Origin of the sequence: Nonomuraea sp. NPDC059194 (assembly GCF_042754765.1) — a bacterium.
Classification (GTDB): domain Bacteria; phylum Actinomycetota; class Actinomycetes; order Streptosporangiales; family Streptosporangiaceae; genus Nonomuraea.
On the sequence record NZ_JBHZBH010000036.1, the window covers coordinates 14625 to 27981 of the forward strand.

The following is a 13357-nucleotide window of genomic DNA, read 5'->3' on the forward strand; positions in this document are numbered from 1 at the left end:
TCATGGCCAGGCCCCGAAGAGTTCAGCCCCGGCATGGTCACCGTCGGTGTGGGCAAACTCACAGAATGGAGATCTTCAGAACCAAGAGTGTCGAACAGTCGATCAGGGACACCGAGGAACCAGAGCACCAGCTCAAGAAGCGGCTGTCGGCCATCGACCTGACCGTGTTCGGCATCGGCGTGATCGTCGGCACCGGCATCTTCGTGCTGACGGGTCTGGTGGCCAGGAACACGGCTGGCCCCGCCGTGGCGCTGTCGTTCGTGGTGGCGGCCATCGTGTGCGGCCTGGCCGCGCTGTGCTACGCCGAGTTCGCCTCGACGATCCCCGTCGCGGGCTCGGCCTACACCTTCTCCTTCGCCACGCTGGGCGAGTTCCCCGCCTGGATCATCGGCTGGGACCTGATGCTGGAGATGGCGCTGGCAGGGGCGGTGGTGGCGGTCGGCTGGTCGGGCTACTTCAACTCGCTGATGACCGCCGCGGGCGTGAACCTCCCGGCGCTCGACCTGTTCGGCCTCGCGATCAACTATCCGGCCATGGTGATCGTCGCGATCCTGACCGTCATCCTGGCGCTCGGCATCAAGCTCGCCTCCCGGGTGAACCTCGTCATCGTGGTCGTCAAGGTGGCGGTGATCCTCCTGGTGATCTTCGCGGGCCTGTTCTTCATCGACGCCGCCAACTACACGCCGTTCATCCCGCCCGCGCAGGCCACCCCAGCCGTCGCGGGGCTCGGCGCACCGCTGATCCAGGTGCTGTTCGGGATCACGCCCGTCGCCTTCGGCGTGATCGGCATCCTGTCCGGCGCCGCGATCGTGTTCTTCGCCTACATCGGTTTCGACATCGTGGCCACGGCCGCCGAGGAGACGATCAACCCCCAGCGCGACCTGCCGCGCGGCATCATCGGCTCGCTGGCCATCTGCACCGTCCTCTACATCGCCGTCTCCATGGTCGTGGTCGGCATGCAGCCGTACACACAGCTCAGCGAGGACGCGCCGCTGGCCGACGCCTTCCTCGCGGTCGGCCGGCCGTGGATCGCCAGCCTGATCAGCATCGGCGCCATCGCCGGTCTCACCACAGTCGTCATGATCCTCATGCTCGGCCAGACCAGGGTGCTGTTCGCCATGTGCCGCGACGGACTGCTGCCGCGTGTGCTGTCGAAGGTCCATCCGCGGTTCGGCACGCCCGCGCGGATCACCGTCATCGTCGGCGTCGTCACCATGGTGCTGTCCGGGTTCATCTCGCTCGGCGCGCTGGCGGAACTGGTCAACATCGGCACCCTGTTCGCCTTCGTCGTGGTGTCACTCGGGGTGATCATCCTCAGGAAGACCCACCCCGAGCTCCACCGCGCGTTCACCGTGCCGTTCGTGCCCGTGCTGCCGCTACTCGCCGCGCTGTCGTGCCTCTACCTGATGCTGAACCTGCCGGTGGAGACGTGGCTGCGGTTCCTCGTCTGGCTGGCCATCGGCGTGGTGATCTACTTCCTGTACGGCTACCGCCACAGCACCGTCCTCAGGTGGCGTGGCACCACGCCGGAGAAGCCGGCCGCGTAGCGCGCCGCGACGCCCGCGACCGGCCCCCTGTGATCGCAGGTCAGGCGGGGACGGACGCCACCCCGGGCTCGAGGAAGCGCGGCGCGGACACGCCCGCCCTGTCCAGGTACGGCGTGATGCCGCCCAGGTGGAACGGCCAGCCCGCGCCGAGGATCATGCACAGGTCGATGTCCTGCGCGGCGGCGACGACGCCCTCGTCCAGCATGAGGCGGATCTCCTCGGCCAGCGCCTTCAGCACCCGCTCGCGAACCTGCTCGGCCGTCGAGGGCGAGGTGCCGCCCGCGAACAGCGCCACGGCCTCGGCGTCGAGGGAGAAGTCGGGGGCGTAGACGCCGGGCTTGCCCGAGGCGACCAGCTTGGCCATGTTCTCCGAAACCCCGAACCGCGACGGGTAGGCCGCGTGCAGGGTCTCCGAGACGTGGTGGCCGACGGCGGGCCCGACGAGCTGCAGCAGCGCGAACGGCGTCATCGGCAGGCCCAGGTCGTCGAGCGAGTGCTCGGCCACCTCGAGCGGCGTGCCCTCGTCGACGGCCGCGATGACCTCGCCCATGAACCTGGTCAGCAGCCGGTTGACGACGAACGCGGGCGCGTCCTTGACCAGCACCGCCGACTTCTTCAGCGACCTGCCCACCGAGAACGCCGTCGCCAGCGTCGCGTCGTCGGTCGAGTCGCCCTTGATGATCTCCAGCAGCGGCATGACGGCGACCGGGTTGAAGAAGTGGAAGCCGACCAGCCGCTCGGGGTGGCGCAGCTGCGCGCCCATCTCGCTGAGCGAGAGCGAGGAGGTGTTGGTGGCCAGCACGCACTCGGCCGAGACGTGCTCCTCGACCTCGGCGAAGGCCTTCTTCTTGACGCCCATGTCCTCGAAGACGGCCTCGATGACGAAGTCGGCGTCGGCGAAGGCGTCCTTGGTCAGCGACCCGGTCACCAGCGCCTTGAGCCTGTTGGCCTGGTCCTGGCTGACCCTGCCCTTGGACAGCAGCTTGTCGACCTCGGCGTGGACGTAGCCGACGCCCTTGTCCAGGCGCGCCTGGTCGAGGTCGGTCAGCACGACGGGCACCTCGAGGCGGCGGGCGAACAGCAGCGCCATCTGCGACGCCATCAGCCCGGCGCCGACCACGCCGACCTTGGTGACCTTGCGGGCCAGCGCCTTGTCGGGCGCGCCCGCGGGCCGCTTGGCCCGGCGCTGCACCAGGTCGAAGGCGTAGAGCCCGGCGCGCAGTTCGTCGCCCATCAGCAGGTCGGCCAGCGCCTCGTCCTCGGCGGCGAACCCGGCGTCGCGGGTGGCGTCCTTGGCCGCGGCGATGAGGTCGAGCGCCCGGTAGGGGGCCGGGGCCGCGCCGCGCAGCTTCATGTCGACCAGGAAGCGGGCGTCGGCGACGGCCTTGTCCCAGTCCTCCTCGATCGCTGGCCGCTCGACGGTGACCGAACCGGTCAGCACCTGGGCGGCCCAGCGCAGCGACTCCTCCAGGAAGTCGGCCGGCTCGAACATCGCGTCGGCGACGCCGAGGGCGAACGCGTCCCTGCCCTTGATCATGCGGTTCTGGGACAGCGGGTTCTCGATGATCAGCTTGATCGCCTTGGCCGGGCCGATCAGGCGCGGCAGCAGCTGCGTGCCGCCCCACCCCGGCACCAGGCCGAGGAAGCACTCGGGCAGCGCCACGGCGGGCACGCCTGAGGAGATCGTCCGGTAGGTGCAGTGCAGCGCGATCTCCAGGCCGCCGCCCATGGCCGCGCCGTTGACGAACGCGAACGACGGGACGTCGAGCTCGCCGAGACGGCGGAAGACGTCGTGGCCGAGCCTGCCGATCTCCAGCGCCTCCTCGCGGGCGCGCACCAGCGCCGCGCCCTTGAGGTCGGCGCCGACGGCGAAGATGAACGGCTTGCCGGTGACGCCGACGGCCGCCAGGTCGCTCCTGGCCGCGATGGCGTCGATCGCCTCGTTCAGCAGCCCCAGCCCGCCCGGGCCGAAGGTGTTGGGCTTGGTGTGGTCGAACCCGTTGTCCAGGGTGATCAGCGCCATCGTGCCCGCGCCATGGGGCAGCTCGACGTCGCGCACCAGAGCCTTGGTGACTACCTCATCGTGGAACAGGTCGCTCATGCCAGGTTCTCCCAAATGACCGTGCCGCCCATGCCCATGCCGACGCACATGGTGGTGATGCCGTACCGAACGTCGGGCCGCTCGCCGAACTGGCGGGCCAGCTGCGTCATCAGCCGCACGCCCGAGGAGGCCAGCGGGTGGCCGAAGGCGATGGCGCCGCCGTAGGGGTTGACCCTGGGGTCGTCGTCGGCGATCCCGAAGTGCTCGAGGAAGGCGAGCACCTGGACGGCGAACGCCTCGTTGATCTCGAACAGGCCGATGTCCTCGATGGACAGGCCCGCCAGGCGCAGCGCCCGCTCGGTCGACGGGATCGGGCCCACGCCCATGACCTCGGGGTCGACGCCCGCGAAGGCGTAGGAGACCAGGCGCATCTTCGGCGACAGGCCCAGCTCGGCGGCCACGTCGGCGGCGGCCACCAGGCAGCCGGTCGCGCCGTCGTTGATGCCGGAGGAGTTGCCCGCGCTGACGCGGCCGTGCGCGCGGAAGGGGGTCTTGAGCCCGGCCAGGCCCTCGACGGTGGTGCCGGGACGCGGGGCCTCGTCGGCCACCGCCAGGCCCCAGCCCTTCTCGGCGGTCCTGACGGCCGTGGGGACCAGGTCGGGCTGGATCTTGCCGTCGGCGTAGGCCTTGGCGACCTTCTCCTGCGAGAGGGCGGCGTAGGCGTCCGCCCGCTGCTTGCTGATGGTGGGGTAGCGGTCGTGCAGGTTCTCCGCGGTCATGCCCATGACCAGCGCGCTGCCGTCGACCAGCTTCTCTGACAGGAACCTCGGGTTGGGGTCGACGCCCTCGCCCATCGGGTGGCGGCCCATGTGCTCGACGCCGCCCGCGATGGCCACGTCGTAGGCGCCGAAGGCGATGCCGCCGGCGACCGTGGTCACCGCGGTCATGGCGCCCGCGCACATGCGGTCGATGGCGTAGCCGGGCACGCTCTTGGGCAGCCCCGCCAGCACCGCGGCCGAGCGCCCGATGGTCAGGCCCTGGTCGCCGATCTGGGTGGTGGCCGCGATCGCGACCTCGTCCACCCGCTCGGGCGGCAGCTCAGGGTTGCGCCTCATCAGCTCGCGGATGACGCGGACGACCAGGTCGTCGGCTCGGGTCTCCGCGTACAGGCCCTTCGGCCCCGACTTGCCGAACGGCGTGCGTACGCCGTCGACGAAAACGACGTCACGAGAGGAAGGCACGGATTCGCTCCTCGTTGCAGGACTGGATCGGCCCCTATGCTACTCGCGAGTAACTACAACTGGGACGAGGGTGGCCACCAGCAGCGCGCATACGAGCCAGGTGGCCGGCTCCCACAGGTGGGCGCGCGCCGCGACCAGCGCCGCCGTCGCCACCGCCGCCCCCGCCCACGCGGCCGGTCCCTTCGTCGCTACGCGGCCCGGGTCCCACGGGTCGTGTGGTGATCGGGTACGGCTCGCCAGCGCCTCACGCGTCCACCACATCGTGAAGAGCACCCCCACGGCGAGGCCGGCCAGCGCCACGACCTCGAGCGCGGCGGCCAGCGACTCGGCCGTGCCGTACAGCGCCGACTCCTCGAACAGCCGCGGCACGGTGAAGCCGAGCAGCAGCGTCACCAGCCAGCCGCCCGCCATGCCGAGCCGGCAGGCCGCGTGGCGCGCGCCGCCGGAGGGGTGGCCGTAGAGGGCCCGCTCGCGTTCGCGCGCCCGGCGCGCCCGTGACGCCCAGATCGCCTGCGTCGCCACGAGCGCGGGAACGGCCAGCGCGAAGACCGCCAGCGCCAGCCAGGCCAGGGGCCGCGTGCCCTCCCTGGTCGGCGCCCGTTCGGCCAGCAGTTGCGTAGCGGCCTGCGCGGCGATCGCGGCGGTGAGCGCGATCAGGGCGAAGCGCCGCGCCGACCTCGCGCGGGCGCGCAGGCTGAGAAGCGCCGCAGCGCCAGGAAGGGGGCCTGGGTTCGGAAGGGAGGTGGTGGCCATGCGGGCCATCTTCGTCGGCGATGGCTCCGGATTCGTTCACATCGCGGCGGATTCCTGGACCACCAGGTCGAGCAGACCGGGGAAGCGGGCGTCCAGATCCTGCGCGCGCAGCGTGATGAACAGCTTGCGCCCCTCGGGCCGCTGGTGGATCACCCCGGCCTCCCGCAGCACCCGCCAGTGGTTGGTGAGGGTGGACTTGGGCACGTCGGGCAGGACGGAGCCGCAGAACATCTCCGTGTCGGGGCCCTGCGCCCAGAGTGTGCGGACGATCTGGGCCCGCACCGGATGGCCGAGCGCGGCCAGGACCTCGATGAGCTGGATCTGCTCCCTCGTGGGGTGAAGCGCCATCATCCAACCATTGTACGGAACTGTCGAACTTGACGCAGACCGTCCGACTGTACGAGGATCACGTACTGTTCGTCATTCCCGGACGGTTGAAGGATCTCATGCCGCACACCCGTTGGACGCTGGCTTTGCTGGCGCTCTCCCAGCTCATCACCTCCCTCGACTACTTCATCGTGGTCGTGGCACTGCCCGACATCGGCGCCGACCTCGGATTCTCCGCGCAGAGCCTGCAATGGGTCTCCAGCGCCTACGCCGTCGCCTACGGCGGCTTCCTGCTCCTCGGCGGGCGGCTGGCCGACCTGATGGGCCGCCGCAGGATGTTCGTCGCCGCGCTGGCCCTGTTCGCGCTCTCCTCGCTGGCGGCGGGCCTGGCCACCGGACCCGGCGTGCTCGTCGTGATCAGGGCCGTGCAGGGCCTGGGCGGCGCGCTGCTCTTCCCTGCGACGCTCGCCCTGGTCAACACCCTGTTCGAGGAGGGCAGAGCACGCAACACGGCGCTGGCGGTGTGGAGCGGCGCCGGAGCCAGCGGGCTGGCCCTCGGCTCGCTGCTCGGCGGCCTGCTGACCGGCGCGTTCGGCTGGGAGGCGGTCTTCTACGTGAACGTCCCGCTGGCCGGGGTCGCCATCGCCGCCGCCTACGCGCTGATCCCCGCCGACGCGCCCGCCGAGCGCGGCCGCCGCCTCGACCTGCCGGGCGCGGTGCTGGCCACCGCGGGCGTGAGCCTGCTGGCCTTCGCCCTCATCCAGGGCCCGGAGAGTGGCTGGACGGCCGCGCCCGTCCTGGTGAGCCTCGTCCTGGCCGTCGTGCTGCTGGCCGCCTTCGTCGCCGTCGAGCGGGCCGGCGCCGACCCGCTCATGCCGCTGCGCCTGTTCGGCAACCGCAGCCTGAGCTCGGCCGTCGTGGTCATCCTCGTCTTCGGCGGCACCTTCAACGCGCTGCCGTACTTCCTGACCGTCTACTTCCAGACCGTCCTCGGCCACGGCGTCGTGACCACCGGCCTCGCCTTCCTGGTCCCGGCCCTGCTGATCGCGCTGGGCACCCAGCTCGGCGGGCGGCTGGCCGGTCGAGCCGGGATGCGGGCCACCCTGCTCCTCGGCACTATCGGCGGCGCGGCCGGCACCGCGGCGCTCGCGCTCGGCCTCGGCGCGGGCGGCTACTGGGCGCTGCTGCCCGGCATCGTGGTCATGGGCGTGAGCCAGGGCCTCACCTGGACCGGCATGTGGATCGCCGCCGCCACCGGCGTCGCCCCCCACCAGCAGGGCGTCGCCTCGGGCATGGCCTCCACCGCGCTGCAGGTCGGCTCGGCCATCGGCCTGGCCGTACTCGTCGCGGTGGGTGGTGTCGGCGAGGCCACGGGCGCGGCCCTCGCGGAAGGCCTGAGCACGGCCGTCCTGGTCGCCGCGGGCGGCATGCTGCTCGGCTCGGCCGTCTCCCTCACCTTCGCCGGCAAGCGCGTGGACGCCGAACCGCAGCCCGCGCTCGTTTCTTGACAGGAGCTTCACCATGTTCGATGTCGCCGTCGTCGGGGGCGGGCCCGTGGGCATGCTGCTCGCCGCCGAACTCGCCCTCCAGCAGGTCAGCGTGGTCGTGCTCGAGCGGCGTGCCGTACCGCTGACCGAGTCGAAGGCGGGCACCCTGCACGCCCGCACCGCGCAGAGCCTCGACCGGCGGGGGCTGCTGACCGAGGTCGGCCACCCCACCTGGGGGAGCGTCAGGTTCCACTTCTCCGGGATGTTCGGGCTCGACCTCGGCGCGGTCGCCGGGGACGGACCCTCCATCATGGGCAGCCCCTCGGCGTGGGCCGAGCACGTCTTCGCCGAGCGTGCGGAGGCGCTCGGCGCGACGATCCTGCGCGGGCAGGAGGTCACCGGCCTGGTCCAGCACGACGGCCACGTGCGGCTGTCCAACGGCGTCGAGGCCCGCTACGTGGTCGGCGCGGACGGCGCCCGCAGCGCCGTCCGCAAGGCGGCCGGCATCCCGTTCGTCGGCATGGGCGCCCGCGTGGCCGCCCTCATGGGAGAGGTACGGCTGCCGCCCGGCCTGCCCGGCGGCTACCACCGCACCCCTCGCGGCTGGCTCCTGGTCTGGCCCGGCGGCCGGATCACCACCTACGACTACCGGGGGCCGCACGCCGACAAGAGCGCCCCGGTCACCCTGGAGGAACTGCGAGAGGCGGCCGAGCACATCGCCGGCTTCCCGATCCCGATGAGCGAGCCGCGCAACCTGACCAGGTACGGCGACGCGTCGCTGCAGGCGCAGACCTACCGCAGCGGCCGAGTGCTGCTGGCGGGCGACGCCGCCCACATGCACTTCCCCTGGGGCGGTCAGGGGCTCAACACCGGGCTGGAGGACGCCTTCAACCTGGGCTGGAAGCTGGCCGCGCAGGTGCAGGGCAGGGCCCCGGACGGCCTGCTCGACACCTACCACGCCGAACGGCACCCCGTGGCCGCCAGGGTGCTGTGGAACGTCAGGGCGCAGAACGCGCTGGCCGACCCCGATCCGCGCATGGACCCGCTGCGGGAGCTGTTCGCCGAGCTGATGCGCTTCGAGGAGGTCAACGCCTACCTCAGCGGCATGATCAGCGGCGTGGACACCGTCTACGACGTGGGCGTGCCGGGCGCGGGATGGATGGCGCCCGACCTGGCCATCGCCACCGACGCGGGGACGGTCACGCTGGTCGAGCTGCTGCGGAGGGGGCAGCCGCTCTTCCTCGACCTGAACGGCAGGTACGACCTGGTGAAGGTCGTCGGCGCCAGGGCCGAGGTGGTCAGCGGGAAGGCCGACAGCCCCTACGAGGCTCTGCTGATCAGGCCCGACGGGTACGTGGCGTGGACCTCGGCGGCGGGGCCCTCGGCGGCGGGGGAGGAGACCCTGGCTGGAGCCCTCGATCGCTGGTTCTTGTGAAATTTCCGGACAAAGTGTGGTGCGGTCTGTTAGAAAGTGCGCGATCATCTTGAGCACTAGAGAGGTTCCACCGTGGCGCGCGACGAGAACGACAGCCCGGATCTGACAGGTGACGTGCTGTCTGACCGCTGGACCCCCGAGTCGGACGTGACCGACGAACAGCCCGCCGTCGTCGCGGAGGTGGAGACCTCCGCCCCTGCCTCGGGCCCTGTCTCCGGCCCTGTCTCCGGCCCCGTCCCTGCGTCTGGGGACGCCCTCGACCCGGATGTCTCCTCCGGCCCGGGTGTGACCTCCGGCTCCGGCTCCGGCGTCGCCGAGGTGGATGACATCCCCCTGGTCACGGTCATGGACGCGCCGCCTGTCGTCGCCCTGGACGTGCCGGAGACCGAGGCGCAGTACCTGCCCCTCGACCGGGGCTATGACTCTCCCGGTGACTCCTCCCCTCGCGGTTTCCTCGGTTCGGGCTGGACCGAGGACACCGACGCCCCCCAGCGGGAGGTGCGCAGGCGTACCAGGCTCCTGCTGGCGGGCGCGGCGGCCATCGTGGTGGTGGGCGCCGCCGGCGGCTGGATGCTGACCGGCTCGGGTGGCGACGTGTGCTCGGGCGGCACCTGCGCCTCCAGCCGCTCGGTGGCCCCCGCCGTCAGCGAGACGCCCGCCGAGGAGACGGAGACCGAGCCGGCCGTCGACCCGATCACCGACACCTCCCCGACGCCCGAGGCGTCGGCGACCGTCAGCGCCACGCCCGAGCCGGTCGCCCGCGTACGGCAGAGCAAGCAGCCCGAGACGCCGCGGCCCACGACCACCACGCGCATCGGCACGCCCACGACCAAGCCCACCTCCAAGCCGGTTCGCACGCTCAACGACGAGGGCACCAAGGAACGGAACCAGGGGAACGAACCGGCGACGGAGCCGACCACCACGCAGGCCCCGCCCGCCGCCAGCACCGAGGCGCCGCCCGCCCCCGCCACGGAGCAGCCGGCCCAGCCTCCGCAGCAGCCCGCCGAGGAGAAGAAACCAGGAGGCCTCCTGGACTGGCTGTTCGGCTGAGCCCTCAGCCGCCTTCCCCGGGGGGCGTTTCCCGCCGTCTCCCTTGGGTGACGGTGGGTCCAGCGTGTCCCCAGCCTGCCTTTCCCGGGGAGGGCGGATCTCAAGCGTCTGCGGAGGGCGTGATTGCCGCCGTCTCCCCGGAGTGAGGGCGGTTCCCAGACGTCCGAAGCCGCCTTCGCCGAGAAGGCGTTTCCCGCGGTCTCCCTGAGTGGCAACAGTGGTGCCCTGCATGTCCGCAGCCGCCTTCCCTGAGGGAGGGCGGCTGTCGCGTAGGTGCCGTACGATCGCGCGAAGGCCGTCGGTCTGGCAGACTGGAAATCGCTTTCCGGGAGGGGACATGATCACGCTCGAGGACGTCGCCAGACAGGCTGGCGTCTCTCTCGCCACCGCCTCGCGCGTGCTCAACGGCAGCACCCGCCAGGTGGGCGCCTCCCTGCGCGCGAAGGTCGAGCGGGCCGCGGCCGAGCTGGGCTACCGCACCAACCTCGCCGCCCAGACGCTCGCCAGGGGCGCCAGCAACGTCATCGGCATCGTCGTCCACGACCTCACCGACCCCTACTTCGCCGCGCTGGCCGACGGCGCCATGCGAGTGGCGGCCGAGCAGGGCCTGCTCGTCATGGTCGGCGCCACCCACCGCGATCCCGAGCAGGAGATCGCCTACGTCGCCTCGCTCAACGCCCAGCGGGTGCGGGCGGTGCTGCTGGCCGGTTCGCGGGTCGACGACCCCCACGTCACCAGGCGGCTGCGCGAGGAGCTGGCCCGCTACCGCGCCAACGGCGGCAGGGTCGCCTGCGTCGGCCAGGACCTGCTCGACGTCGACACCGTCGCACCGGCCAACAGGGAGGGCGCGGCCGATCTGGCCCGCGCGCTGGCGGGGCTCGGCCACAGCCGCTTCGCCGTACTGGCCGGGCCCCCGGGGTTGCTGACGGCCGCCGACAGGTGCGCGGGGTTCGTCGAGGCGCTGGCCGCCCTCGGCCTGCCGGAGCCCGTGGTGATCCACGGGGCGTTCGACCGCGATGGCGGCTACGCGGCCGCGCGCGAGACGGGCGAGGCGACGTGCGTGTTCGCGGTCAACGACGTGATGGCGGTCGGCGCGCTGGCCTCCTACCGCGAACGCGGGATCAGGGTGCCCGACGACGTGTCGGTGGCGGGGTTCGACGACATCACGACCCTGCGCGACCACGTCCCCGCCCTGACCACGGTACGGCTACCGCTGGCCGACATGGGCGCCAAGGCGCTGACCATGGCACTCACCACGGAACCGGCCACGGCATTGACAACGGATCCGGCCGCGGGATCGAACACGCGACCGGCTTCGGAATCGACCGCGATATCGGCCACGGCACTGACAACGGACCCGGCCGCGGGATCGAACACGCGACCGGCTTCGGGATCGACTGCGGTACCGGCCACAGGATCGACCGCAGGACCGGCCGTGGGACCGGACACGCGACCCGCTTCGGGATCGACCGCAGGATCGGCCGTGGGACCGGCCGGGGCGCCGATCATGGGACCGGCCGCGAGATCGGCTGTGGCCCCGGCCACGAGAGCAGCCTCGGGACCGGCAACGGAAGCGGCCAAGGTGTCCGGCGGTGACGTCGGGAGGCGCGTGGAGCGGGTCGTCGGCGAGGTCGTGCTGCGGGAGAGCGTAAGAAGACACGGGTAGGCGTGAGGAGACACGGATGAGGCTTGCGGTCAGCACACTGGGAATGCCGGGACTGAACCTGGACTCGGCGATCGAGGTGGCGGCGAAGGCCGGTTGCGAGGGTCTGGAGCTGCGGCTGCATCCCGACACAGGGGTGCACGCCGGGCTGTCGCCCGCCGAGCGTGCGGCGGTGCGCGAGCGGATCGCCGACGCCGGGCTGTCTATCGCCGGCCTGGCGGGATATGTCGGCATCTGCGATCCCGAGCCCGCCGACTCCTCCGTCGTGGACGCCCTCCTGGCCGACCTCACGCTGGCCGCCGACCTGGGTGCGCCCGGCGTGCGGGTCTTCCCCCGTGGCGGCGACCCGGCGGTCGGCTCCCGGCGCCTGCGGGCGGTCGCCGACACCGCCGCGTCGCTCGGCGTCCGGGTGTTCGTCGAGACCCACGACAAGATGCCCACGGGTGCCGCTGTCGCCGAACTGCTGGCGGCGACCGGCAGGCCCGACGCGGCGGTCGCGCTGTGGGACCTGCTCCACCCGTGGCGGCACGGCGAACCCCTGGAGGAGACACTCGCGGCGCTCGCGCCGTACCTGGCCTATGTCCAGGTGAAGGACGCGGTGTCCGCGACGGACACCACCCCCGTCCCCCTGTGGTCGGGCTCGGTGCCGTTGGACGCGGCCGGCGAGCTCCTGCGCGCGCACGGCTACGACGGGTGGGTCTCGCTGGAGTGGGAGCGCACCTGGTACCCGCAGGTCGCCCCGGTCGAGGAGATCCTGCCAGGCGCCGCCGACTGGGTCACCCGCTATTCCGCTCGCCCCGTCTCCTGACAACGAGGACGTCCTGTCGGCGCTACGGCAGGCGTGTCGCTGTGGCGGCGGATAGGGCGTAGGTGACGCCGGAAAGGCGCTCGGACAGCTGCCACAGGCCGGCGGCCGTTGCGGTGTCGCGGATGGCGCGCTCACGACCGCGACGGGTGGGCTCCCCGCGCAGTTGCAGCAACCCGTCGGGAACGATGTAGCTGCCCCCGGGCAGGTCCGGTACGGTCGCCGCGTACAGGGAGGTCTTCGCCCCTTCCGGGGTGGGCCGGAAGGCCACGCGCACCAGCAGGCGGGTGAGGGTCGCATACAGCCGTCCTCTGCCGCTGTTGGCGCCGCCGGTGAGCACGTTGGTGCGGGTGAGCCCGGGTGCGACGGCCATGCTGCGTAGCTTCTGCCCGGCGGCGTCGGCCCGGCGCTGCAGTTCCATGGCGAAGTAGAGGTTGGCCCGCTTGGACTGCACGTAGGCGAACGCCGCCCGGTAGTTGCGTTCGGCGTTGAGGTTGCCCAGGTCGAAGCGGGCGAAGCGCTGGCCCTCGCTGCTGACAGTGACCACCCGCGGATCAGGTGCGGCGAGCAGATGCGGCAGAAGCAGGCCGGTCAGGGCGAAGGTGCCCAGGTGATTGACGCCGAACTGCGACTCGAACCCGTCGGTGGTCAAGGCGTAGGGAACCATCGCCACTCCGGCGTTGTTGACCAGCAGATCGAGCCGGCCGCGGTCCCACCCGGCGGCGAACTCCCGGATGGAGGTCAGGCTGCCCAGGTCCACCCTGCGCAGTTCCAGGCGGGCGCCAGGCACCTCACCCCGCATGCGGATGAGCGCGGCATTGCCGCGTCCGAGGTCGCGGCAGGCCAGCACGACGTGCGCGCCACGGCGGGCCAGTTCGCGGGCGGTGACGTAGCCGATGCCGCTGTTGGCTCCGGTCACCACGGCGACGCGCCCGGTCTGGTCGGGGATGGCAGGGAGGATCCAGGGTGGAGAGTTGCGCATGATGTACCACCTCAAGGGAACGCAGA

At 71.9% G+C, this 13357-nt stretch carries 11 protein-coding genes; 6 read left to right on the forward strand and 5 right to left on the reverse strand.

The window, feature by feature from the left end:
• Positions 1-65: 65 nt before the first annotated feature.
• Entirely contained in the window at positions 66-1547 is a 1482-nt protein-coding gene (locus ACFXJ8_RS33450) for an amino acid permease (protein WP_379647990.1), read from the forward strand.
• Positions 1548-1587: 40 nt separating this feature from the next.
• Here ACFXJ8_RS33450 and ACFXJ8_RS33455 read toward each other — a convergent pair whose 3' ends face one another.
• The 4 genes from ACFXJ8_RS33455 to ACFXJ8_RS33470 are packed head-to-tail and all read right to left on the reverse strand — an operon-like array spanning position 1588 to position 5933.
• The gene (locus ACFXJ8_RS33455; RefSeq protein WP_379647991.1) at positions 1588-3648 is read right to left on the reverse strand and encodes a 3-hydroxyacyl-CoA dehydrogenase NAD-binding domain-containing protein; all 2061 of its coding nucleotides are present in this window, start codon (positions 3646-3648) and stop codon (positions 1588-1590) included.
• On the reverse strand, positions 3645-4829 hold the full coding sequence (locus ACFXJ8_RS33460; protein WP_379647992.1) for a thiolase family protein: 1185 nt from the start codon (positions 4827-4829) through the stop codon (positions 3645-3647). The genes ACFXJ8_RS33455 and ACFXJ8_RS33460 overlap by 4 nt, the downstream gene beginning before the upstream one ends.
• A gap of 39 nt (positions 4830-4868) precedes the next feature.
• Positions 4869-5582: a hypothetical protein gene (locus ACFXJ8_RS33465; RefSeq protein WP_379647993.1), complete on the reverse strand. Its 714-nt coding sequence runs from the start codon at positions 5580-5582 to the stop codon at positions 4869-4871.
• 36 nt (positions 5583-5618) lie between these two features.
• Positions 5619-5933, reverse strand: coding sequence for an ArsR/SmtB family transcription factor (locus tag ACFXJ8_RS33470; protein WP_379647994.1), 315 nt, complete (start codon positions 5931-5933; stop codon positions 5619-5621).
• Positions 5934-6028: 95 nt separating this feature from the next.
• On the opposite strand from ACFXJ8_RS33470, the gene ACFXJ8_RS33475 reads away from it, so the two are divergent.
• The 5 genes from ACFXJ8_RS33475 to ACFXJ8_RS33495 all read left to right on the forward strand — a co-directional run bounded on the left by ACFXJ8_RS33475 (position 6029) and on the right by ACFXJ8_RS33495 (position 12352).
• Complete coding sequence (locus tag ACFXJ8_RS33475; protein WP_379647995.1) at positions 6029-7417, forward strand: MFS transporter; 1389 nt, start codon at positions 6029-6031, stop codon at positions 7415-7417.
• A gap of 13 nt (positions 7418-7430) precedes the next feature.
• Positions 7431-8831: an FAD-dependent monooxygenase gene (locus ACFXJ8_RS33480; protein WP_379647996.1), complete on the forward strand. Its 1401-nt coding sequence runs from the start codon at positions 7431-7433 to the stop codon at positions 8829-8831.
• A gap of 72 nt (positions 8832-8903) precedes the next feature.
• Positions 8904-9881: a hypothetical protein gene (locus ACFXJ8_RS33485; RefSeq protein ID WP_379647997.1), complete on the forward strand. Its 978-nt coding sequence runs from the start codon at positions 8904-8906 to the stop codon at positions 9879-9881.
• A 337-nt stretch (positions 9882-10218) separates the two neighbouring features.
• Positions 10219-11547, forward strand: coding sequence for a substrate-binding domain-containing protein (locus tag ACFXJ8_RS33490; RefSeq protein ID WP_379647998.1), 1329 nt, complete (start codon positions 10219-10221; stop codon positions 11545-11547).
• Positions 11548-11563: 16 nt separating this feature from the next.
• Positions 11564-12352 carry a sugar phosphate isomerase/epimerase family protein gene (locus ACFXJ8_RS33495; protein WP_379647999.1) on the forward strand — a complete coding sequence of 263 codons (789 nt, stop codon included), beginning with the start codon at positions 11564-11566 and terminating at the stop codon, positions 12350-12352.
• A 22-nt stretch (positions 12353-12374) separates the two neighbouring features.
• On the opposite strand, the gene ACFXJ8_RS33500 is transcribed toward ACFXJ8_RS33495, so the two are convergent.
• The gene (locus tag ACFXJ8_RS33500) at positions 12375-13331 is read right to left on the reverse strand and encodes an oxidoreductase (protein ID WP_379648000.1); all 957 of its coding nucleotides are present in this window, start codon (positions 13329-13331) and stop codon (positions 12375-12377) included.
• Positions 13332-13357 lie beyond the last annotated feature (26 nt).

Bases quoted from the DNA above. Each gene is read 5' to 3' on its own strand.
- ACFXJ8_RS33450 (WP_379647990.1), top strand. From the start codon at position 66: ATGGAGATCTTCAGAACCAAGAGTGTCGAACAGTCGATCAGGGACACC.
- ACFXJ8_RS33455 (WP_379647991.1), bottom strand. From the start codon at position 3,648: ATGAGCGACCTGTTCCACGATGAGGTAGTCACCAAGGCTCTGGTGCGC.
- ACFXJ8_RS33465 (WP_379647993.1), bottom strand. From the start codon at position 5,582: ATGGCCACCACCTCCCTTCCGAACCCAGGCCCCCTTCCTGGCGCTGCG.
- ACFXJ8_RS33470 (WP_379647994.1), bottom strand. From the start codon at position 5,933: ATGATGGCGCTTCACCCCACGAGGGAGCAGATCCAGCTCATCGAGGTC.
- ACFXJ8_RS33475 (WP_379647995.1), top strand. From the start codon at position 6,029: ATGCCGCACACCCGTTGGACGCTGGCTTTGCTGGCGCTCTCCCAGCTC.
- ACFXJ8_RS33480 (WP_379647996.1), top strand. From the start codon at position 7,431: ATGTTCGATGTCGCCGTCGTCGGGGGCGGGCCCGTGGGCATGCTGCTC.
- ACFXJ8_RS33490 (WP_379647998.1), top strand. From the start codon at position 10,219: ATGATCACGCTCGAGGACGTCGCCAGACAGGCTGGCGTCTCTCTCGCC.
- ACFXJ8_RS33495 (WP_379647999.1), top strand. From the start codon at position 11,564: ATGAGGCTTGCGGTCAGCACACTGGGAATGCCGGGACTGAACCTGGAC.
- ACFXJ8_RS33500 (WP_379648000.1), bottom strand. From the start codon at position 13,331: ATGCGCAACTCTCCACCCTGGATCCTCCCTGCCATCCCCGACCAGACC.